Source organism: Streptomyces lomondensis (genome assembly GCF_014651035.1).
GTDB lineage: Bacteria > Actinomycetota > Actinomycetes > Streptomycetales > Streptomycetaceae > Streptomyces > Streptomyces lomondensis.
Window position 1 is genome coordinate 1 of sequence record NZ_BMWC01000025.1, and the last position, 23,616, is coordinate 23,616.

Here is a 23,616-nt window from a genome sequence, read left to right on the forward strand (position 1 = left end):
CCGGCCGCGGTGATCGGTCACTCGCAGGGGGAGATCGCGGCGGCGGTGGTCGCGGGTGGTCTGTCGCTGGAGGACGGTGCGCGGGTCGTGGCCTTGCGGTCCAAGGCTCTGCTGGCCCTGTCGGGTGGCGGTGGCATGGTGTCGGTGTCGTTGCCGGTGGGGGAGGTGTGTGAGCGTCTGACGGCCTGGAATGGTCGTATCTCGGTGGCGGCGGTCAACGGTCCGTCCTCGGTGGTGGTGTCCGGTGAGCCGGATGCGCTGGAGGAGCTGGTGGCCTCCTGCACCGAGCAGGGCGTCCGCGCGAAGAAGATCGCTGTGGACTATGCCTCGCACTCGGCCCAGGTGGAGCTGATCGAGGCGGAGTTGGCGGAGCTGCTGGCGGGCGTGGCGCCGGTTGCGGGCCGGGTGCCGTTCTACTCGACACTCACCGGCACTCTGCTGGACGACACGACGGGCCTGGACGGCGGCTACTGGTATCGCAATCTGCGTTCCACGGTGCAGTTCGAGGAGGCGGTGCGCGCGGCGGCCGGGGACGGTCTTGGCGTGTTCATCGAGGTGAGCCCGCACCCGGTGCTCAACCTCGGACTGCAGGAGACCTTCGACGCGGCCGGTAGTGACGCGGCGGCTCTGGGCACGCTGCGCCGCGACGAGGACGAGGCACACCGCTTCATGACCTCGCTGGCCGAAGCGCATGTCCGGGGCGTGGAGCTGGACTGGCAGGCCGTCTTCGCCGGGCAGCAGGCCACCCACGTGGACCTGCCCACCTACCCCTTCCAACGCCAGCGCTACTGGCCGAAGTCCATGGCTCCAGCCTCTCCGGCGGCACACGGCGGTGACCCGATGGACACGGCGTTCTGGGACGCCGTGGAGAGCCAGGACTTCGGGACGCTCGCCGACACCCTGGGGATCGGCGCGGACGGCCGGGACTCCTGGTCGGACGTGCTTCCCACGCTGTCCTCCTGGCGACGGCAGCAGCGCGAGCAGTCCGTCCTGGACGGCTGGCGGTACCGCGTCGTCTGGAAGCCGCTGGAGGGCGCCGTCGCGCCGAGCGGCGCCCTGCCCTCCGGGACCTGGCTGATCGTCACCTCGCAGGGAGCGACGGACGACGAGCCCGTCCGTGCGGTGGAGCAGGAGCTGGCCCGGCGAGGGGTGCGTACCGTACGCGTGCCCTTCGAGGCCGACGACACGGGACGGGCCATGGCCCTCCAGTGGCTCGGGGACGCGCTCGCCGACGGGCCCGTCGACGGTGTCCTCTCCTTCCTCGCGCAGGACGAACGCCCCGACCCCTTCCACCCGGTGGTTCCCGCGGGCGTCGCGGCGACCACGTCCCTCGTCCAGGCCATGACGGACCTGGACGTCACCGCACCCCTGTGGTGCCTGACGCGGGGAGCGGTCGCGGTGAGCCGCGCCGAGCCGCTCGCGCGGCCGGTCCAGGCGCAGACCTGGGCGCTCGGCCGGGTGATCGGTCTTGAGCACCCCGAGCGCTGGGGCGGCCTCATCGACCTGCCGGCCGTGCTCGACGAGCAGTCGGCCGCGCGGGTCTGCGGACTGCTCACCGGGGCTGGTGACGAGGATCAACTGGCCGTGCGTTCCCAGGGCGTGGTCGTACGCAGGCTGGTGCGGTCGCCCGCCGACCGTATGAAGGCCGCGAAGCCCTGGCGGCCGCGCGGCACCGCGCTGGTCACCGGCGGCATGGGGGCCCTCGGCGGTCACGTCGCCCGCTGGCTCGCCGGGCACGGCGCGGAGCATCTGGTGCTGACCGGACGCAGGGGCGCCGACACCCCCGGCGCGGCCGCGCTCGAAGCCGAACTCACCGCCATGGGAGTCCGGGTGACCCTGGTGGCCTGCGACGTCTCGGACCGCACGGCCCTGGCCGCCCTGGTCAAGGAGGTGGAGGCCGCCGACGGCGCGCCCATCCGCTCGGTGGTGCACGCCGCGGGGGAGACGCTGCAGGCGGGCCTCAGGGATTGCGACCCGGCGCAGTTCGCCCGCGTCATGGCGGCGAAGACGGCCGGCGCGGCGTACCTGGACGAACTGTTCGCCGACGGCTCGCTGGACGCCTTCGTCCTGTTCTCCTCGGGGGCGGCGGTCTGGGGTGGTGCCGCGCAGGGCGCGTACGCCGTCGCCAACTGCTCTCTCGACGCCCTGGCGGAGCACCGCAGGTCCCGGGGGCTGCCCGCGACCTCGGTCGCCTGGGGCGGCTGGGCGGGCGGCGGTATGGTCGACGCCGCCGCCGAGGACACCCTCGTCCGCCGCGGACTGCGGCCGATGGCGGCCGAGCCGGCCGTGCGGGCGCTCGTGCAGGCCGTGGAGCAGGGCGAGACCTGTCTGACCGTCGCCGACATCGACTGGACGTGGTTCGCGCCGGCCTTCACCATCTCCAGGGCCCGGCCGCTGATCGAGGACGTCCCCGAGGCCGCCGCCGCGCTCCGGACCGACGAGCCGGCCGGGGACACGGCCGCCTTGCCGGCCGCCGGCCTGCGCGAGCGGCTCGCATCGGCGTCGGACGCGGAGCGCGACAGGACGCTCCTGGAGCTGGTGCGCACCGAGGCGGCCGCCGCGCTGGGGCACCCCTCCGCCGACGCCGTGGAGCCCCAACGCGCCTTCAAGGAGCTGGGGTTCGACTCGGTCATGGCGGTCGATCTGCGCAACCGGCTCACCGCGGCCACCGGTGTGCGTCTCGAGACCACCGTGGTCTTCGACGAGCCGTCCCCGGTGGCGCTGCGCGACCGGCTGCGCCGTGAACTGCTGCCGGTGGACGCCGGCCGGGACGCCGGGCCCGACGCCGCGGGCGCCGAGACCTCGGAGGACTCCGAGGCGCGTGCCGTACTCGCCGCCGTGCCGATCGCCAGGATCCGCGCGGCAGGCCTGCTGGACCAGCTGCTGCGCCTTGCCGGGGCCGCCGACGGGGAAGAGGCCGGGGCGGGCCGGGAGGAGCCCGGGGCCGGGGACCGGGTGGACGAGATCAATGCCATGGACATCGACGACCTCGTCCGGATGGCGACAGGGACGAAGGACGCCTGATGCCAGAACTGCCGGCGCGCGAACTGCTGATGCGCGAACTTCCGAGACGCGAACCGCTGATGCGACGACCAGTGTGGAGTACATGATGGGGACGCAGGTCGAAGAGATCGTCCAGGCACTGAGGACGTCTCTCGTGGAGAACGAGCGGCTGCGTCAACAGCACCAGCGTCTCGTCGACGAACGCACCGAGCCCATCGCCGTCGTGGCGATGAGCTGCCGCCTCCCGGGCGGCGTCCGGTCACCGGAAGACCTCTGGCGGCTCGTCCTGGACGGCGCGGACGCCATGTCCGGCTTCCCCGACGGGCGCGGCTGGGACGTGGACTGGCTGCGCGGCCTGGGGGATTCGGGCATCACTCCGGAGGGCGGCTTCGTCCACGACGCCGACGCCTTCGACCCGGTGCTCTTCGGCATCAGCCCCCGCGAGGCGCTGGCGATGGACCCGCAGCAGCGGCTCCTCCTCGAAGCCACCTGGGAGGTGCTCGAAAGGGCCGGAGTCGACCCCACGTCCGTACGGGGCACCCGCACCGGGGTGTTCGTGGGCGCCTCGTCGTCGGGGTACAGCGCGGGCATGTACGGCGACGCCGAGGGCAGCGAGAGCTTCCTGCTCACCGGCGGCGCGGGCAGCGTCCTCTCGGGCCGGCTCTCCTACACCTTCGGCCTGGAGGGGCCGGCGGTGACCGTGGACACCGCCTGCTCCTCGTCGCTGGTGGCGCTCCACCTGGCCGTGCGTTCGCTGCGCGGCGGCGAGTGCTCGCTGGCGCTCGCGGGCGGTGTGACGGTCATGGCGTCCCCCGGCGCGTTCGTCGAGTTCAGCAAGCAGGGAGGGCTGGCCGGCAACGGCAGGTGCAAGTCGTTCGCGGCAGCCGCCGACGGCACCGGCTGGGGCGAGGGCGTGGGCGTCCTGCTCCTGGAGCGGCTGTCCGACGCACGGCGCAACGGCCACCAGGTCCTGGCCGTGGTGCGGGGCAGCGCCGTCAACCAGGACGGCGCGAGCAACGGCCTGACCGCGCCCAGCGGCCCGGCCCAGCGCAGGGTGATCGGCCAGGCCCTCGCCGACGCCGGACTGGCGCCCGCCGACATCGACGCGGTGGAGGCGCACGGCACGGGCACGACGCTGGGCGACCCGATCGAGGCGCAGGCGCTGCTCGCGACGTACGGCCGGCAGCGGTCCGCCGAGCGGCCGTTGCTGCTCGGCACGGTCAAGTCGAACATCGGCCACACGCAGGCCGCGGCCGGGGCGATCGGCGCGATCAAGACGGTCCTCGCGCTCGGCCACGGGGTGCTGCCGCGCACCCTGCACATCGACGAGCCGACCCCGCACGTCGACTGGTCGAGCGGCGCCGTGTCGCTGCTGACCGAGGCCGTCACCTGGCCGGACACCGGGCGGCCCCGGCGGGCCGGGGTCTCCGCCTTCGGGTTGAGCGGCACCAACGCCCACCTGATCCTCGAACAAGCCCCGGACGCGGAATCCACGGAAGCCCCGGACGCCCCGGACGCCGGGGCCGAGGGCGCCCCGCTGCCCGTCGTGCCGCTCCTGGTGTCCGGGCGGACGGACGAGGCGCTGCGCGGACAGGCGGCCCGGCTCGTCGACCGGCTGCGCGAGACCCCGGACGTACCGCTGACGGACCTCGGTCGGTCCCTCGCCGTGTCCCGCGCGGCCCTGGACCGCCGCGCGGTGGTCCTGGCGGCCGACCACGCCGCTCTGCTGCGGGGGCTCACGGCGGTGGCCGCGGACGAGCCGGGGCCGGGTGTGGTCCGCGGCGCGGTGCGCGTCGCGGGCGGCACCGCCTTCCTGTTCACCGGGCAGGGCAGCCAGCGCCTCGGCATGGGGGAGGAACTCCACGCGCTGTTCCCCGCGTTCGCCGAAGCCCTGGACGCCGCCTGCGCCCACTTCGACCTGCACCTGCGCACGCCGCTGCGTGCGGTGATGTCCGGCACCGACGCGGACCTGCTGGACCGGACCGAGTACGCCCAGCCCGCGCTGTTCGCCTTCGAAGTGGCCCTCCACCGGCTCCTGGAGTCATGGGGGGTGCGCCCGGACGCGGTGGCCGGTCACTCGGTGGGAGAGCTTGCCGCCGCACACGCCGCGGGCATCCTCTCCCTGGAGGACGCCTGCACGCTGGTCGCGGCGCGCGGCCGGCTGATGCAGGCGATGCCCGCGGGCGGCGGCATGGTCTCCGTCGAGGCGTCGGAGCGGGAGGTGCGGGAGTCGCTGGAGCAGGTGCGCGGCTCGCTCGCGGGCCGCCCCGACGCCGCCCTGTCGATCGCCGCCGTCAACGGCCCCGCGGCCGTCGTCGTCTCCGGCGACCGCGCGTCGGTCGACGAGGTCGTGGCGCTGTGGGCGGCCCGTGGCCGCAGGCACAAGGAGCTGCGGACCAGCCACGCCTTCCACTCGGCCCACATGGACGCGATGCTGGCCGAGTTCAGGTCCGTCGCCGAGGGTCTGACGTTCCGCCGGCCGGAGATCGACGTCGTCAGCGCGCTGACCGGCGAACGGCTCACCGCGGACCAGGCGGTCTCCGCCGACTACTGGACCCGGCAGGTCAGGGAGACCGTCCGGTTCGCCGACGCCGTGCGGCGGCTGAGCGACGACAGCGTCACCACGTTCGTGGAGCTGGGGCCCGACGGGGTGCTGACCGCGCTCGCCCGCGGCTGCCTGGCCGACCGCACCGATGCCCGGCAGCCGCTGCTCGCCGCCGCGCAGCGACGCGACAGGCCTGCGGCACACGCGCTCTTCACCATGCTCGCCGAACTCCATGTGCAGGGCAGGGCCGTCGACTGGGACGCGGTGTTCGCAGGCCGCGGCACACGCCGCGTCGACCTGCCGACGTACGCCTTCCAGCGGCAGCGGTACTGGCCCGCGCCCCCCGCGGCCCGCGCCGGCGCGCCGGAACCCGCAGCCGGGGACGGCGGCTTCTGGAGCGCGGTGGAACACGGCGGGCCCGCCGCGGTGGCGCGGCTCCTGGACGCGCCGGAGGAGGACGAGGCCGCGCTGCGCACGGTCCTTCCGGCCCTGGCCGCCTACCGCAAGCGCTCCGCGCTCTCCGCGCTGACCAGCGACTGGCGCTACCGGACGGCCTGGGAGCCGGTCACGGCCCCCGACTCCGTGTCACTGTCCGGCAGTTGGCTGGTCGTCGGCCCGGACACGGCCCCCGCGGCGAGCGTGACGCGGGCGCTGCGCGCCCACGGGGCCGCGGTGCTCCGCGTCCCCCTCGCGGGCGCGGACCGGAACACCCTCGCCGACGCCGTGAACCGGCTGTGGCCCGACCCCGCGCTGCCCCCGCTGGCGGGCGTGCTGTCACTCGAGGCGCTGGCCGAACCCGGGGCCGGGAGCTGCCCCGACGGTGCGTTCGCGGCGACGGCCGCCCTGTTGCAGGCACTGGGCGACAACGGCGTCTCGGCGCCCCTGTGGTGTCTTACCTCGGGCGCCGTGCGGGCCGTCGGCACCGACCCCGCCCCGGATCCGGTCGCCGCTCAACTCTGGGGCCTGGCCAGGGTCGTGGCGCTGGAGCACCCCGAGCGGTGGGGTGGCGTGGTCGACCTGCCCGCCGCCCTGGACGAGGCCGCGCTCGACCGCCTCGTGGGGGTGCTCGGTGCCGCGGACCGCGAGGACCAGCTCGCCGTGCGCGCCACGGGAGTACTGGGGCGCCGGCTGGTGCGCGCCCGCGCCGAGGACCGGGAGCCGGTGCGCCGCTGGACCCCGCACGGCACCGTCCTGCTGACCGGCTCGGCCGACGAGCGTACCGCTCATGTGGCCGGCTGGCTGGCCGAACAGGGCGCCGACCACGTGGTCCTCGCCGGTGCCGACGCCGAGCGGGCCGCGGTCGTGGAGGAGCGGGTGACCGCTGCGGGCGCGAAGGTGACCGTGCTGCCCGGCCATGTGGAGGACTGCCCCGACCTGGGCGCCCGGATCCGGCAGCTCGCACGCCTGAGCCATGTCACCGCCGTCGTGCACATCGCGCTGCCGACCGAGGCAGGCGTCCCGCTGGCCGAGACCGAGCCCGCCGAGCTGGCGCGGGCCGTGCGCGCGGAGACCGGACTCGCCCGGCTTCTCGACGGGGCGCTCACCGCTCCCGAACTCGAGGCGTTCGTGGTGTTCTCCTCCACCGCGGCCACCTGGGGCAGCGGCGGCTTCGCCGTCCGCGCGGCGGTCGGCGCCGCCATGGAGGCCCTCGTGGAGGCGCGCAGGGAGCGCGGCCTGCCCGGCACGTCCATCGCCTGGGTGCCGTGGGCCGGCTCGTCCCCCGGGGCCGCCGACGAGCAGCTGCGCAGGCGCGGGGTGCGCCCGCTGCGCCCCGGCCCGGCCGTGATCGCCCTCCAGCAGGCGCTGGACCACGACGACACCTGCGTGGCCATCGCCGACATCGACTGGGCGCGGTTCACGCCCGCGTTCACCGTCGCCCGGCCCAGTGCGCTGCTCACCGGGGTCCCCGAGGCGCGGGCGGTGCTCGCCGCCCCGGTGACGCAGGCGCTGCCGGACGAGCCCCCGGCGGCACTCGCCGCCCAGCTGGAGAGCTGCTCGCCGCCCGACCGCCATCAGTTGCTGCTCGACCTGGTCCGCGGCCGTGCGGCGGCGGTGCTCGGCCATGCGTCGGCCGGCGCCGTAGATGTCGACCGGGACTTCCTGGAGCAGGGCTTCGACTCCCTGACGGCGCTGGAGCTGCGCGACGCCCTGCAGACGGCGACCGGCCTCGACGACCTCTCCGGCACGCTCCTGTTCGACCACCCCACGCCGTCCGAGCTGGCCCGGCACCTGTCGGCCGTGCTCGCCGACGGCACCACCGGCGCGGAGGAGGGCGAGGGCGTCGCCGAAGGCGCGGCCGCCGCGCCCACGGCCGGCCGGAGTCCCGCCGCGGGCAGCGGCGGCATCCTCGGCCAGCTGTTCCGGCACACGCGTTCCCAGGGGGAGTCCACCGAGTACGCGAAGGTCCTGCTGCGGCTCGCCGAGTTCCGCCCGGTCTACACGGACCCGTCCGACCTGCCGCGCCCCGCCACCGTCGTGCGTCTCGCGTCGGGCAGGGGACGGGACACGGCCGGCGGCCGGCGGGCCGGGTCCGGCGCGGAGCTGCCCCCGGTCTTCTGCTGCTGCACGATGTCGATGCTCTCCGGAGCGCACGAGTACGCGAGGCTCGCGGCCGGGTTCCGCGGGTCGCGCAGTGTGTACGCGCTGCCGCACCCGGGCTTCGCCGCCGACGAGGCGCTGCCTGCCTCCTACGACGTCCTGATGCGTACGCACGCGGACTCGGTCCTGCGCACCGCGGGGGACGGGCCGTTCGTGCTGACCGGCCACTCCGGCGGCGCGCAGCTGGCCAACTCCCTCGCGCACGAGCTGGCCGGGCAGGGCCGCCCGCCCGCCGCCGTGGTGCTCCTGGACAGCTACCCCACGGACAGCGACGTGATGGCGCGGTGGGTCCCCGAGCTCCTGGACGGAATGCTGGAGCGGGACAGCGCGTACACGCCGATGGACGACTTCCGCACCACCGCGTGGGCTGCGTATCTCCCGCTCCTGCACGGCGTGACGCCCCAGCCGGTCGATGTGCCCACGCTCCTGATGCGGGCGAGCACCCCCCTGAGCGAGTGGACGGGGGAGGGCGACTGGCGCGCTTCCTGGCCCCTGCCGCACACGGCCGTCGACGCCCCGGGTGACCACTTCACCCTGATCGGCGACCACGGGGCGGACGTCGCCCGTCAGATGCAGGAATGGCTCAGGAGCGAGGGCTGCTGAGCGGGCCCGCCGCCGCACCCCGTACAGGGGTCGGCGGCCGCGGTTAGGGGTTGCCGCGAGTTTGACCCGATTCATAGTCTCCGAACCGGAGTCGACTTCGCGGACCCGTGGTTCGCATCAACTCTGCCAACGAATGGTTGATTATGCCTGTCGAAACAAGGCCGAAAATCGGCGATGATGCACAGATCTCCCTCGACGGCCGGGAGAAGGCCGAACTGACCGCGCTGGCCGTCCGGTTGAGGGACACCGCACCCCAACTGGTCGACGACCCACGCTGGATAGCCCAGGCAAGGGAACTCTCCTGCCTGCTGCCGCCGCGCCTGCGCCAGGTGCTGCGCCAGTTCACCTGGAACTCCGGCCGCGAGGCCATGCTGCTGGTCCGCAATCTGCCCGTGGACCCCGAGACGGTGCCCGACACCCCGGCGGTCCGCGGCTCGGTGCAGCGCGAGAGCAGCACGTCGGCGGCCTCGCTGGTCCTCATCGCCATGGCGATGGGCGAGGTGATCGCGTTCGACAAGGAGAAGTCGGGCGCGCTCGTCCAGGACGTGGTGCCGGTGCCCGGCCTGGAGGAGTTCCAGGGAAACGCGGGCTCCATCAAGCTCAACATGCACACGGAGAACGCGTTTCACGAGCACAAGCCCGATCTGGTCGGCCTGATGTGCCTGCGCAACGACCACGAGAACATCGCGGGACTGCGGGTGGCCTCCGTACGCAACGCGCTCCCGCTGCTGTCCGACCGCACCCGGGACATCCTCCACCAGCCCCGCTTCGTCACCGTCGCGCCCGCCTCCTTCGAGCTGGAGGACGGCATGCAGGAGCCGCACGGCATCCTCAGCGGAAGCGTCGACGACCCCAACCTGAAGGTCGACTTCAGCAGCACGCTCCCGGTCGACGACGAGGCCGGCGAAGCGATGGCGCAGCTCGAGTCGGTCATCGAGCAGATCGCCCACACGCTGATCCTGCGCCCCGGTGACCTGGCGTTCGTCGACAACCGACTCGCCCTGCACGGGCGCAACGCCTTCCAGCCGCGGTACGACGGCCGGGACCGCTGGCTGCAACGCGTCTTCGTACACCTGGACTTCCGCCGGTCCCGCGCCATGCGGCGACAGGACGGCCAGGTCCTCGGCGCCGCCTGACCACAGCGCCGGCCGCACGCGAACGCACCGACACCGATCGAACCGAATTGAGGTCCCCCATGTCCCCGGGTGAGGACGACAGCACCTACAGCCGACCTGTCTCACCCACGGAGACATGGTTCCTGGTCTACCCCGACTCGGTTCCCGGCGTCATCCAGATCGTGGTGGAGGGCGCGGGGCGCATCGACCCCGACGAGCTGGCCCGCGCGGTGGCGACGGCATCCCGGGCCTGTCCCGGGGCGCGGCTGACCCGGCAGGGCATGACATGGGTGGACAGCGGCACGGCCCCGGCCGTGCGGGTCCTGCCCGCCGACTCCTTCGACCCGCGCACCTTCGCGGGCACCGAGCGGCTGCACAGCCCCCTCATGGGCCGCGACGGCGGCCCCACCTGCGAGATCCTGCTGCAGCCCGGCGAAGCGTCGGACACGCTGATCCTGCGGGCCTTCCACGCCGTCATGGACGGCCAGGGCGTGCGCGCCTGGGCCGACGACATCTTCCGCGTGCTGCGCGGCGAGGAGCCGCTCGGCGCGCCCTCGCGCATCACGGAGTGCGAGCTGATCGAGCAGGTGGGCGCCCCCGAGAGCCGCGACATCGAGCCCGATCTCGACTGGCCCTCGTCGCTCGGCTCCCGCCCGCAGGGGCAGCACGCGTTCTTCTGGCGCCGGCGCACTGTCGCCGGCACGCACCCGGCGCTGGTGGCGAAGGTCGCCCTGGCGGTCACCCAGGCCTGCGGGCTGAGCACCGGACGCTTCCTCGTCCCGGTCGACCTGCGCAGGTACCTGCCCGGTGTCCGCTCGACCGGCAACCTCACCAACAACCCGCTGTACGAGGTGCGCGCGGGCTCCACCTGGGAGCAGGCGCACGAGCAGCTCCTGTCGATCCTCGCCGGCCGGCAGGACCTCGCGGCCCGTGTCGACCCCACGCTGCCCACCCAGGACCTGACCGTGCTGAGCCGGCAGATCATGGGGCTCGACGCGTTCTCCGCACAGCACGACCGCTACAGCAGCCTGGCGACGCTGTCGCACGTCGGAAAGGTGGACCTGGCCGACTTCAGCACGGACACGTTCCACGCCACGACGGTGTACTCGCTGCCCAACGCGGGCCCGCTCGGCCCGCCCGAGATCAACGCGGTGGAGTGCGGCGGCCGCACGGAGATCACCATCGGCTGGTACGACGGACCGCAGACCCCCGAGCGGGCCGAGGCGCTGCTCGACCGGATCGAGGAAGCGCTCTCCCCGCGTGCCCACCGCGAGTGGGACGCCAACGACACCGCGCGTCCCCTGGCCCACCCCGGCACGGTGGTCCAGCAGTTCCGGGAACAGGCCGACAGGAACCCGGATGCCATCGCACTGACCGGCCCCGAGGGGGACGTGACGTTCCGTCAGCTGGACAGGCGGGCGGACGCCGTCGCGGCCGAACTGCTCGACCGCGGCGCCGGCCGCGACACCCTCGTGGGGCTCCTCGCGGGCCGCACGGTCGCGGGCATGGCGGCCATCTGGGGCGTGCTCAAGGCAGGCGCCGCGTATCTGCCGCTCGACCCGCAGCAGCCCGACCACCGGCTCGCCGACCTGGTGGCGGACGCCGGGGTCACCCTCTGCCTGACCGAACGGGCCTACGCGGACCGCGAGTTCGCCGCCCAGGACGGAGCGCGGACGGTGCTCCTGGAGGACCTCGCGGAATCCACGCGCAGGCCGGCCGGCGTCGACGTGCGGCCCGGGGACCTCGCGTACGTGATCTACACATCGGGGTCGACGGGCCGCCCCAAGGGCGTCGAGATCGAGCACCGCCAGCTGACCACCTTCGTCAGCTGGGCGACCCGGGTCTACGGCGTGGACGCCACCTCCCGCTTCCCGCTGTTCACCTCGCTCGCCTTCGATCTGTCCAACACGGCGCTCTTCGTGCCGCTCCTCGCGGGCGGTTCGATCGCGCTGGTACCGGACGAGCCCAACCACGTGGTCCTGCGGGACATGCTGGAGAACTCGGGTGCCAACGCGCTCAAGCTCACCCCCACCCACCTCGACCTCATCAGCCGCTTCGATCTCGCGCCGAGCGGATTCCGCGCCGTCATCGCGGGCGGCGAGCTGCTGCGGACCTCGGTCGCCGACCGCGCCCAGCGGCTCTTCGGCCCGGACTGCGGGATCTTCAACGAGTACGGGCCCACCGAGACGACCATCGGCTGCATGACGCGGCGCTACGACGCGGAGCGCGACGCCGGACGGCCCTCCGTGCCCATCGGCGTGCCCACCGACAACACCCGGATCCACCTGCTCGACGGCGACGGCCGCTTCGTCGCCCCGGGCGAGGTGGGCGAGATGCACCTGGCGGGCGACCAGCTGGCGCGCGGCTACCGCGGCCGCCCCGACCTCGACCGCGAACGATTCACGGCCCTGGCCGACGGCACCCGCGTCTACCGCAGCGGCGATCTGGCCCGCATGCTCCCCTCGGGCGAACTGGAGTCCGTCGGTCGCAACGACGAGCAGGTGAAGGTGCTCGGCTACCGCATCGAACCGGCCGAGATCGCCCGGACCCTGGAGGAACACCCCGCCGTGGCCACGGCGTTCGCCACCGGCCTGGTCAAGCCGGGCACGCGGGACAAGGTGCTGTGCGCCTACGTCGTGCTGCGCGGCGATGCGACCGTCGAGGAGCTCACCGCACACGTCAAGGAACGACTGCCGCGCTACATGGTGCCCACCGCGACCTTCGTCGTCCCCGACCTGCCCCGCACCGTCAACGAGAAGGTCGACGTCTCGGCGCTGCCCGTGCCTTTCGAGGGACCGGCGGCCGACTCCGCGACGGCGGGTGCCGCGACGCGCGGCGAGGCCGAGGACGCGGTGGCCAAGATCTGGGCCCGGGTCCTCGCGGTGGACATCGACCGGCTCGGCGCGGACGCGGACTTCCACCGGCTCGGCGGCGACTCCGCCACGCTCCTCGCGATGCTGGCCGCGGTCAGCGCGGACGTCGTGGGCATCGAGCGGGAGAAGGACTTCATGGCCAGGCTGCCGGAGATCATCGCAGTCCCCACCCTGGCCAGGGTGGCGGAACTGGCCGAACGGGCGCGCGCGGGCAGCGGGGTGAGCGGTGCCTGACCCACGAACGGGCAGACTGCTCGCGATCAGCGACCTGCACATCCGCTACGACGAGAACAGAGCGATCGTCGACGCCCTGCGACCCGGCTCCGACCAGGACTGGCTGATCGTCGCGGGCGACATCGGGGAGCGCGTGTCGGACGTCGAGTGGGCGCTGCGCACCCTGCGCGACCGGTTCGCCGCAGTGGTGTGGGCCCCGGGCAACCACGAACTGTGGACGGCCCCCGACGACCCCGTCCAACTCCGCGGGGAGCAGCGCTATCTGCACGTGGTCGACCTCTGCCGCGGCCTCGGTGTGGTCACCCCCGAGGACCCCTTTCCGATCTGGGAGGGAGAGGGCGGCCCGGTGGCGGTCGCCCCGCTGTTCCTGCTGTACGACTACACCTTCCGGCCCGCGGGGACGTACTCCAAGGCGGCGGCGCTGGAACTCGCGGAGCGGGCCGGGGTGGTCTGCAGCGACGAGTTCCTGCTGCACCCCGACCCCTACCCCAGCAGGGAGGCGTGGTGCCGCGCCCGGGTACGGACGACCGAGGCCCGGCTCGCGGAACTGCCCGCGGAGCTGCCCACGGTCCTGGTCAACCACTTCCCTCTGGTGCGCGAGCCCACCCGGGTGCTGTGGCGCCAGGAGTTCGCGCTGTGGTGCGGGACGACGGCCACGCACGACTGGCACCGGCGCTTCCGTGCCAGGGCCGTGGTCTACGGACATCTGCACATCCCGCGGGTGATCATGTGCGACGGCGTACCGCACCAGGAGGTCTCCCTCGGCTATCCCCGGGAGTGGCGTCGCCGTCCGGGTGAGCCCGGCCGTCTGGTGCCGGTCCTGCCGGCGACCGTTCCCGTGTGACACCCCGCATGACTTGAGGCTGCTCGACGAATCCCCACAGAGTTGGAGTGGTGTGAGATGACTGTCCTGCACGAGCGCCCGGCCGGGCTGCCGGCGTCCGACGCCCGCGGCCGTGTCGCCGAACTGACGGGGATGCGGGAGCAGGCCGTCGCCGGCCCCGGTGAGAAGGCGACCGAGGCGCAGCACGCCAAGGGGAAGCTGACGGCGCGTGAGCGGATCGAGTTGCTGCTCGACCCGGAGTCGTTCCACGAGGTCGAGCAGTTGCGCCGGCACCGGGCCACGGGTTTCGGTCTGGAGACGAAGAAGCCGTACACGGACGGTGTGGTCACCGGCTGGGGCACGGTGGAGGGCCGGACGGTCTTCGTGTACGCGCACGACTTCCGGATCTTCGGCGGTGCGCTGGGCGAGGCCCACGCCACGAAGATCCACAAGATCATGGACATGGCCATCGCGGCCGGTGCGCCGCTGGTGTCGCTGAACGACGGTGCGGGTGCCCGTATCCAGGAGGGCGTCTCGGCGCTGGCCGGCTACGGCGGCATCTTCCAGCGCAACACCAGGGCCTCGGGGGTGATCCCGCAGATCAGCGTCATGCTCGGCCCGTGCGCGGGCGGCGCGGCCTACAGCCCTGCCCTGACGGACTTCGTGTTCATGGTGCGTGACACCTCGCAGATGTTCATCACGGGGCCGGACGTGGTCCGCGCGGTGACGGGCGAGGAGATCACGCAGAACGGCCTGGGCGGCGCGGATGTGCACGCCGAGACGTCGGGCGTGTGCCACTTCGCGTACGACGACGAGGAGACCTGCCTGGCCGAGGTCCGCTACCTGCTGTCCCTGCTGCCGTCCAACAACCGCGAGCTGCCCCCGGCCGCCACGGGTCCGGCCGCCGTCGGCGGGAGCGGCGAGGCGCTGCTCGACCTCGTGCCCGTCGACGGCAACCGCCCCTACGACATGACGAAGGTCATCGAGGAGATCGTCGACGACGGCGACTACCTGGAGGTTCACGAGCGCTGGGCGCGGAACATCGTCTGCGCCCTGGCCCGGCTCGACGGACACACCGTCGGCATCGTCGCCAACCAGCCGCAGTCACTGGCCGGTGTGCTGGACATCGAGGCCTCCGAGAAGGCCGCGCGCTTCGTGCAGTTCTGCGACGCGTTCAGCATCCCGATCGTCACCCTGCTGGACGTCCCCGGCTTCCTGCCCGGCGTCGACCAGGAGCACGGCGGGATCATCCGGCACGGCGCCAAGCTGCTGTACGCGTACTGCAACGCGACCGTGCCGAGGATCTCGCTGATCCTGCGCAAGGCCTACGGAGGTGCGTACATCGTGATGGACAGCCAGTCCATCGGCGCGGACCTGACCTACGCCTGGCCGACGAACGAGATCGCGGTCATGGGCGCGGAGGGCGCCGCCAACGTGATCTTCCGCCGGCAGATCGCGGCCGCCGAGGATCCCGAGGCGATGCGCGCGCGCATGGTCAAGGAGTACAAGGCCGAGCTGATGCACCCCTACTACGCGGCGGAGCGCGGCCTGGTCGACGACGTCATCGACCCGGCCGAGACCCGCGAGGTCCTCGTCAGCTCCCTCGCGATGCTCCGCACCAAGCATGCCGACCTGCCCTCGCGCAAGCACGGCAATCCCCCGCAGTGACGGGCAGACCGCCCCTCGTCCTGGCGGCCGAGGTCCGTCGGCTCTCCGAGCAGATGGCGGCCGCCGCGCGCGGCGAGGCATTCGTGCTGCAGACGGGCGACCGCGTGGCCGAGTCCGCGGGGGACGTCGAGACGAGCGTGGTGGCCGGTGTCCGCACGCTCCTGCAGGCGGCGCTCGTGCTGACGTACGGCACTCAGGTACCGGTGGTCAAGATCTGCCGGCTGCCCGCCCGCCACGACGAAGCCCTCGACGCGCACTCGGTGACGGCGCTGAACATGGTGCGGGCGTTGACCCGCGCGGCCGGCGTCGCCGATGTGCGCCAAGTGCACCGGTGGAACCAGGAGTTCGTCCGTACCACGGAGGTCGGCGCCCGGTACGCGGCACTCGCCCGGCGGATCGACCGTGTGATGCGTTTCATGGCCGCCTGGCCCGTCGACGACACCCCGTTGCGGACCACACGGATCTTCGCGGGCCATGAGGTGCTGCCCCGCGACCACGAGCGGCCGCCGCCGTGCTCCGAGGAGGCCGCAGGCCCTGTCTCGTGGGACCTGTCGGCCCATTTTCTCTGGCTGGGGGAGCGGAGCCGGGAAAGGGAAGGACCGCATATCGCGTTCGTGGAGTCCGTTGCCAATCCGGTCGGCCTTGAGATCGGCCCCGGGACTCTTCCCGAGGAAGCCGTCGAGTGCGTTCGGCGAATGGATCCGCATTTCAGCCCCGGCCGGGTCACCTTGATGACTGCCATGGGCAGCGACAGGGTGCGGGACGTACTGCCGCCCATCGTCGAGAAGGTGACCGCGTCAGGGCATCAGGTGGTGTGGCAATGCGATCCGGTTCGGGAAAATTCCCTTTCTCAGGTTTTCGACGAGGTGCACGGCTTCTTCGAAGTCCACAGGAACCTCGGTACGTACCCGGGCGGGATACGGCTCGACTGCGCCGATGGCAATGCGGCCATGGAGCTGGCATTTCTTATTGCCGAGTCGCTTCGCGGTTGACCGCCTCCTGTCAACCCCTATGTGTGACGACCGGTCCCCTGAAGGATTTGAGCTTGAATTGAGGTTCGGACCTTCAAGGTGACGGCGAGTTGAGGTCGAGGGACCGGAGATGTACGCAAGGTGAATGCTTGGAGGGCCGGCTGTTCGACCGGCCGGTAGCTTTCGGTAAGGGTTTACAGGGGGGTACGGAGGGGGTTAGTGTTACGACTGAGACGGGTCTGCCGGTATGGGCAGGCCCGAGGTAATTGATGTGACATTCAGATAGACCATGCAATTCTGGAATGAAGTCATCATTTTGCGCCTTCGATGACGGCAAACCACTTTTGTTCCTGATGTCATAGATTGGTATACGGGGGAAAGGCGTCTATATAGTGCTGTTCGAACGCGAGCGTGAGCTCGAAATGTTAGACGGGCTCTTTGCGGAAACCGCCACCGGGCGGGGCAGGATCGTGCTGGTCAGCGGAGCCGTTGCGAACGGAAAGACGGAACTTCTCCGAACCTTTGTCGACCGGAACAACTCCGGCGAAGCCATTTTCCTGTCGGCCACCGCGACGGCCGCCGACCGTGAAATTCCCTTCGGTGTTCTGCGTCAGCTGCTCGAGTGCATGGCCGTTTCCGCCGAAGGCATCGAGAAGCTGATCAGTCCCGAGGACGAACTGGAAACCGTCCGCCGAGCCACCGCCGCACTGCTGGAAGTGTCCGGGACGGCACCGCTGGTCGTCATCGTCGACGACGTGCACCACACCGACGAGCCCTCGATGGACTGCCTGTTGCGCCTGACCAACCGCAGTCGCTCGACCCGTACCATGCTCATGCTCGCGGAGTCGGCGTACGACTGGTCGATGCACCCCTCGTACCGGATCGAACTCGTCCGGCAGACGCACTTCCGCAGGATCCGCCTCGCCCCCCTGTCCGTGACCGGGGTATCCGAGATGGTCACGCAGCACCTCGGGCGAGAGGCGGCGCGCAGCCTCGCCTGCGAGGTCCACGAGGCAACGGGCGGCAACCAACTGCTTGTTCGCGCCCTCATCGAGGACCACGGCGACGCGGTGGAGACCTTCGAGCGCGACTCCCGCGTGGCCGGCGAAAGCTTCCGCCAGGCCGTGCTCACCTGCCTGCAGCGCAGCGGCCCGGACGCGCTCGCCGTGGCCAGGGCGCTCGCCGTCCTCGACACCGCGGCATCGTCGGACCGGGTCGCGAAACTGATCGGCCGTGACCCCGATGTGGTCACCCGCCTGCTGCACGCCCTGCACGCCCTGGGGCTGCTGGACGGCGACTGCTTCCGGAACCCGCTCGGCCGCGCCGCCGTGTACGACGACCTGCCAGGAACCGAGCTGGCCCGACTGCACACGGGCGCCGCGCAGTTGCTGCGCCAGGGCGCGGGAGACGCCATCGAGGTCGCCGAGCACCTCGTGGCGGCCAAGAGCGTGCGGGCCGACTGGGCCGTCGGCGAGCTGCGGCGGGCGGCCGAGGAGGCGCTGGCCGTCGACGACGACGCGGCCGCCATCAAGTACGTCGAGTTCGCGCTCTCCGTCTGCACCGAGGCACGCCAGCGCGCCCAGCTGAGGATGCTGTTGATCCGCGCCGAGTGGCGCAAGGACCCCGGGGCGGCGGCCCGCCACCTGACGGCCCTCTTCCAGGAGCAGCGGGACGGACACCTCGACGCCGACCAGACGGCCGCGCTCGTGCGCTACGGCATGTGGCACGGGCGGACCGAGGAGGCCGCCGAGGCACTGGACCAACTGGTGCGGCTGCGCCCGACGGTGAACGAACCCCTCGGCAGCCTCCTGAGCAGCACCAGGGACTGGCTCAGCCACGCCTACCCGCAGTTCCTGCCCGCCGACATCGACGGCGCCCCCGTGCCGCAGGCCGACAGCGCCGCCGCGCCGCCGGCCCAGCAGGACCAGGCCGCCGCAGTGCTCAGCGCGGTCCTCAGCCAGGGCGACGGTGACGGGCGGTGCACCCGCGTAGCCGAGCAGATACTGCAGGGCACCCCCCTCACCGACAACTCCCTGGAAGCCATCACCTCGGCCATCCAGACGCTCGTCTACGGCGAGCGGCTGCCCTTGGCGGCGCGCTGGTGCGACATGCTGCTCGCCGAGGCGGAGGCCCGCGGCGTCACCTGGTGGCATGCGGTCTTCTCCGCCTGCCGGGCCGAGATAGCCATCCGCAACGGCGAGCTGGTCGACGCCGAGAGACACGCGGCCCGCGCCCTGGACCTGATCGGCCCCGACGGCTGGGGCGTCGCGATCGGCGTGCCGCTCGGAGCCCTCCTGTACACGGCCACCGCCATGGGGGACTTCGAGAGCGCCCGCAAGTACCTGAAGGAACCGGTTCCGTCGGCCATGTTCCAGACCCGGTACGGGCTGGCCTACCAGCGGGCCAGAGGCCGCTACTACCTGGCCACCGACCGGCTGCAGGCCGCGCTCGCCGACTTCCGCTACTGCGGAGAGCTGATGACGGCCTGGGACCTCGACGCCCCCGCGCTCGTCCCGTGGCGCAGCGACTCCGCGGAGGTCCACCTCAGGCTCGGCGACTACGAGCGGGCCCAACAGCTCGCCCAGGAGCAGATGTCCCTCTCCGGCTCGCCCAAGTCGCGTACCCACGGCGCCTCGCTGCGGGTGCTTGCCGCGACCACCGGCCACCGGGGGCGGCTGCGGCTCCTGAAGGAGTCCGTCGAGGTCCTCCAGGTCAGCGGGGACCGGCTGACGCTCACCCAGGCGCTGTACGACCTCAGCAGGGTGCATCAGGTCCTCGGCGAGTTCGGCAAGGCGCGGATGATCTCGCGCAGGGCCGGCCGCCTCGCCAAGGAGTGCCGGGTCCAGCGGATGCAGGAGCAGAGCGCCCCGAGCCACGAGCAGCCGCTGATGCTCGTGCCGGACGAGGGCGACACCTGGAAGCAGCCCGGCACCCCGGCACGGCAGGCGGCCGACATGCTCACGCTCTCCGAGCGCAAGGTCGCCGCGCTGGCCTCGCTCGGCTACACCAACCGCGAGATATCCGGAAAGCTGCACATCACCGTCAGCACGGTGGAGCAGCATCTCACCAAAATATTCCGGAAGTTGAAGGTCAAGCGCAGAACCGACCTGCCCGTCGAGCTGGAATTCCACGCCGCATCAACGGCTTGATGGTGCAAGGGCAGATTTCCCCGTCTGCCCGTATGCCCGTGTCACCGCGTTCTACTCCTGCGTGTCATGGGTGTTGTTGAGGTAAGCGATCACGGCCAGCACTCGCCGGTTGTCATGGTTGGACTGCGGCAGGTCCAGCTTGGCGAAGATGCTGGCCGTGTGCTTGCTCACCGCGCTGTCGCTGAGGAACAGCCGTTCCGAGATGGCCCCGTTGGACCGGCCCTCCGCCATGAGCGCGAGCACTTCCCGCTCCCGCTCCGTCAGCGTCGACAGCGGACTGCGCTGCCCGCCGGGACGGACCAGCTGGGCCACCACCTCCGGATCCATGGCCGTGCCGCCGGCGGCCACCCGGCGCACCGAGCCGATGAACTCGTCGTCGTCGAAGACACGGTCCTTGAGCAGATAGCCGATCCCGCCCTGGCCGTCCGCGAGCAGCTCGCGCGCGTACAACTGCTCCACATACTGCGAAAGCACCAGGACCGGCAGTCCTGGCAGCTCTTTGCGGGCCGCGAGCGCCGCCCGCAGTCCTTCGTCGGTGAACGTCGGCGGCAGCCGCACATCGACGAGCGCCACATCGGGCCGGTGATCGAGCAGCGCCGTCAACAGATCAGGGCCGTTGTCGACCACGGCGGTCATCTCGAAGCCGTGGTCCTCCAGTAGATGGGTCAGTCCTTTTCTGAGGAGGTACTGGTCCTCGCCGAGGACAACACGCACGGCAACTCCATGGTCAAGGTGGTGGGGCCGCCGGGAGGGGAGGCCACTTCTAACAGACCGTCAAAGGTAGCGAGCCGCCGCTGGATCCCCCGCAGCCCGCTGCCCAGCGTCGGATCCGCGCCACCGCGGCCGTCGTCGGTCACGGTGATCCACAGCGCGCCCGCCGCATGGCGCAGGACGACGCGCACCCGCTCGGCGCCCGAGTGCTTGGCGGCGTTCGACAGCGCCTCGCTCACCGAGAAGTACGCGCACGCCGCCACGGGCGGCGCCGGCCTGCCCGGCAGATCGACGCTCACGTCCACCGCCAGCGGATGGCCGAGTGCCAGCGCGCGCACGGCGTCCGCCAGCCCCCGCTCGGCCAGCACGGGCGGATGCACCCCGCGCACCAGCGCGCGCAGATCGGCGAGGGCCGCGGCCGAGTTCTCACGGGCCTCGGCCACCATCTCGAGCAGCTCGGGCGACTGCCCGTCCAGGCGCCGCTCGATGGCCCGCAGCGTCATGCCGATGGCGACCAGCCGCGTCTGCGCCCCGTCGTGCAGATCCCGCTCGATCCTGCGCAGCTCGGCGGCCTGGACACCGGAGGCCTCCGCCCGCGTCGCGGTCAACTGCTCGACGCGCAGGGCGAGCTGGGACTTCCTGGTCGGCGCGAGCAGCAGCGCACTCCACGCGGCCAGGCCGCGCAGGGCGTACGGCGTCACCCACACCGCGAGCACCGCGGGCGGCACGCCGAGCGCGAGGCCCGGCCCGCCGGCACCCCACCGCACCACCAGCGCGACCACGGCCGCCGGGCCGAGCAGCAGCACCGCACAGACGAACGGGTTGAGCAGCAGCCACAGCAGGTCCCGCCAGGTCGCGGGGTCGCCGAGCAGCCGGCGCCGCGCGGTCAGCCACCTGGGCAGGATCGGATTGCTGTGCAGATGCCTGCCGTACGCGTAATGCCCGTCCGCCCGTTGGGCCGGCGGCTCGGGCCTCGGCCGGTACGGCGCGGGGATGTCCACCCCGGCCCACTCGCCCAGCAGCTCCCGCCACAGCCCGGTCAGACGCCGGCTCGGCTCGACCGCCCACGCGAAGACGGGCACCAGCCCCAGGGGCACCGACAGGACCAGCGCCACCAGCTGGAACAGGGCCAGCAGGAACCCGCACAGCGCGAGCAGACACAGCAGGACGGCCGCGCCCAGGCCCTGAGCGGCCCGCCGTGGCCACGTCCACCAACCCGCCCCCGGGCCGCCCGCCACACCGCCGGGCGACAGCAGGCGCTTCGTCAGACGGCCGTGCGCCCGCAGCGCCCAGGGGCCCGCGGCGAAGCCCACGAGCAGCAGCGGCACACCGAGCACCGCCGCCCCGAGCGCCGGCCAGGACACCTGCCACCACAGCACAGCCGTGAGCCCCGCGAGGCCGCAGCCCACCAGAGCGGCGGGCAGCAGCGCCAGGGGCGCGCACAGCAGGGGGTCGACCAGTAGCCACACCAGATCCCGCAGCGTCGCCCGGTCCCGGGAGACCTGCCGGGCCCGCCGCTTGCGCAGGGCGGCCTCTTCGGACGCGTACAGCCGTCGGCCCTGGCGGAACCAGCCGCCCTCGCGGGGCTGCGGGGCCGATACCGGCGAGGTGTACGGCACGGGGATGTCCACCCCGGACCAGGCGGCGGCCAGGCGGCGGCGCAGCAGCGGCAGCCGGCGCAGACGCAGCACCGTGCCGCCGGCGCCGAGCGCGGCCGCCACGGCCGTCGGCACGAAACACAGCAACCCCACGACGGAGAGGGCGGCCAGGGCCGCCCCGCGGGCCGGCGCGGGCCCGTGCCGGTAGGGCCAGGAGCCGATGGCAGGTCTGACGTCGCCGGTCACCGCACCTCCGCAGTCCGGATGGATCTCCAGTCTGGCACGGCCGGGGAGACGCCGGTGGGGGTGCAGTTTTCTGCACCCCCACTGTGCTCGTGACTGCATTCCGGACGGCCACGCCCGGCACATAGCGTGAGGAACGAAGCAAGCACGGGACGGCGGCACGACAGGGAGGAGGCCACGGTGGCGACAGAACTGCCGCAACGGCCACGGCGGGCGAACGGTGCGACGCAGGCCGGCACGGAGCCGCGGACGGAGGAGTCAGCGGCCGCGGCCGCACCGCAGCGCGAGGAACGCAACCCGCGCACCATGCTGATCAAGGTCACTGCCCTCGACATGGCACTGCCGCTCCTTCTCTACTACGGCCTGCGGATGCTGGGCATGAACCAGTGGCTCGCCCTCGTGATCAGCGGTGCCCTGCCGCTGGCCCGCCTCGTGTACCAGGTGGTCAGAGAGCGCAAGGTGGAGCGGACGACGCTCTTCTCCCTGAGCATCATCGTCACCAGCACACTGGTGTCACTGCTCACCGGAGACCCCAGACTGGTCCTGGCCAGGGAGAGTTACTTCACCGCGCTCGTCGGCCTCTGGATGCTCAGCACCCTGCTGGCCAAGCGGCCCTTCCTCTACGCGGCGACCATCCAGATCCTCCCGGAGGCCACCGCGCGTTCCTGGCGCGAGGACTGGGACAACTCCCCGGACTTCCGCAAGGCCATGCGCCTGATGACCGCCGCATGGGGAGCCGCTTTCCTGATCGACGCCGTGGCCCGGGTGGTGATGGCGTACACGCTGCCGGTCGACAGCGTGCCGCTCCTCGGCGCGGGACTGCTGGTCGTGATGCTGATCGCGGTCGTGCAGTTCAGCAAGGCGTACGCCAGGCGGCTCGCCGTCCGGCTCGGCAGGCCGAGCTCCGTCTGAGCCTCCGCGGACCTCGCGGAGCTTCCCCAACACTCCCGTCCGGGCGTCCCCTTCACCACGTGAGTCCACCCCCGTACTCATGTGGTGCCGCCCGGACGGGTCAGTCCTTTGTCAGGTTCAGCAGGGCGCGGGCCGCCAGTTCGTACCCGTAGGCCCCGAGCCCCACGACGATCCCGCTGGCCAGTGGCGCGATCACTGACTCGTGCCGGAACTGTTCCCGCGCCCACACATTGGACAGATGGACCTCGATCCAGGGGCGCGGGTAGTTGGCGAGCGCGTCCCGCAGGCTCCAGCCGGCGATCATCAGGGCGCCGGGGTTCACTATCGCGCCGACGGTGTCGTAGCTGCTCTGGATGGCCTGGATCAGCTCGCCCTCGGACTCGCGCTGGACGGACACCACGTCCCAGCCGTTGCCCTTCACCTCCTGCGCCACGGCCGCCTCGATGTCGGCCAGCGTCGCCTTCCCGTACACCTCGGGCTCGCGGTGGCCGAGGATCCCCAGGTTGGGCCCGTTGAGGAGAAGCAGTCTGCTCACGATGCACCCCGCGTGCTCGGACCGGCGCCCCGCAG

Annotated in this window: 12 protein-coding genes; 9 read left to right on the top strand and 3 right to left on the bottom strand. The window is 72.4% G+C overall.

The features are described 5' to 3' along the window. The 8 genes from IE255_RS38175 to IE255_RS38210 all read left to right on the top strand — a co-directional run. On the top strand, positions 1 to 3,024 hold a 3,024-nt coding region (locus IE255_RS38175; RefSeq protein ID WP_190055035.1), incomplete at its 5' end, for an SDR family NAD(P)-dependent oxidoreductase. An 85-nt stretch (positions 3,025 to 3,109) separates the two neighbouring features. Continuing rightward, complete coding sequence (locus IE255_RS40265) at positions 3,110 to 8,749, top strand: type I polyketide synthase (RefSeq protein ID WP_190055058.1); 5,640 nt, start codon at positions 3,110 to 3,112, stop codon at positions 8,747 to 8,749. 143 nt (positions 8,750 to 8,892) lie between these two features. Further along, on the top strand, positions 8,893 to 9,885 hold the full coding sequence (locus IE255_RS38185) for a TauD/TfdA family dioxygenase (RefSeq protein ID WP_190055036.1): 993 nt from the start codon (positions 8,893 to 8,895) through the stop codon (positions 9,883 to 9,885). 59 nt (positions 9,886 to 9,944) lie between these two features. Further along, positions 9,945 to 12,971, top strand: a complete 3,027-nt coding sequence (locus IE255_RS38190) for an amino acid adenylation domain-containing protein (protein WP_190055037.1) — start codon at positions 9,945 to 9,947, stop codon at positions 12,969 to 12,971. Continuing rightward, on the top strand, positions 12,964 to 13,815 hold the full coding sequence (locus IE255_RS38195; RefSeq protein ID WP_190055038.1) for a metallophosphoesterase family protein: 852 nt from the start codon (positions 12,964 to 12,966) through the stop codon (positions 13,813 to 13,815). Before IE255_RS38190 ends, IE255_RS38195 begins: the two co-directional genes overlap by 8 nt. Before the next feature lie 57 nt (positions 13,816 to 13,872). After that, positions 13,873 to 15,462 (top strand): acyl-CoA carboxylase subunit beta, encoded by a 1,590-nt coding sequence (locus IE255_RS38200; protein ID WP_190055039.1) that lies wholly within the window; start codon positions 13,873 to 13,875, stop codon positions 15,460 to 15,462. Next, the gene (locus IE255_RS38205) at positions 15,459 to 16,454 is read left to right on the top strand and encodes a 3-deoxy-7-phosphoheptulonate synthase (RefSeq protein ID WP_190055040.1); all 996 of its coding nucleotides are present in this window, start codon (positions 15,459 to 15,461) and stop codon (positions 16,452 to 16,454) included. The genes IE255_RS38200 and IE255_RS38205 overlap by 4 nt, the downstream gene beginning before the upstream one ends. A 371-nt stretch (positions 16,455 to 16,825) precedes the next feature. Continuing rightward, complete coding sequence (locus tag IE255_RS38210; RefSeq protein ID WP_268255769.1) at positions 16,826 to 19,582, top strand: helix-turn-helix transcriptional regulator; 2,757 nt, start codon at positions 16,826 to 16,828, stop codon at positions 19,580 to 19,582. A 51-nt stretch (positions 19,583 to 19,633) separates the two neighbouring features. Here IE255_RS38210 and IE255_RS38215 read toward each other — a convergent pair whose 3' ends face one another. Together IE255_RS38215 and IE255_RS38220 are read right to left on the bottom strand one after the other, a co-directional pair. Next, entirely contained in the window at positions 19,634 to 20,296 is a 663-nt protein-coding gene (locus IE255_RS38215; protein WP_048574253.1) for a response regulator transcription factor, read from the bottom strand. Beyond that, positions 20,248 to 22,137, bottom strand: coding sequence for a sensor histidine kinase (locus tag IE255_RS38220; RefSeq protein WP_190055042.1), 1,890 nt, complete (start codon positions 22,135 to 22,137; stop codon positions 20,248 to 20,250). Before IE255_RS38220 ends, IE255_RS38215 begins: the two co-directional genes overlap by 49 nt. Positions 22,138 to 22,314: 177 nt before the next feature. Between IE255_RS38220 and IE255_RS38225 the strand changes: the two genes are divergently transcribed. Continuing rightward, positions 22,315 to 23,046, top strand: coding sequence for a VC0807 family protein (locus tag IE255_RS38225; protein ID WP_190055043.1), 732 nt, complete (start codon positions 22,315 to 22,317; stop codon positions 23,044 to 23,046). 100 nt (positions 23,047 to 23,146) lie between these two features. Here IE255_RS38225 and IE255_RS38230 read toward each other — a convergent pair whose 3' ends face one another. Continuing rightward, complete coding sequence (locus tag IE255_RS38230) at positions 23,147 to 23,581, bottom strand: type II 3-dehydroquinate dehydratase (protein WP_190055044.1); 435 nt, start codon at positions 23,579 to 23,581, stop codon at positions 23,147 to 23,149. Positions 23,582 to 23,616 lie beyond the last annotated feature (35 nt).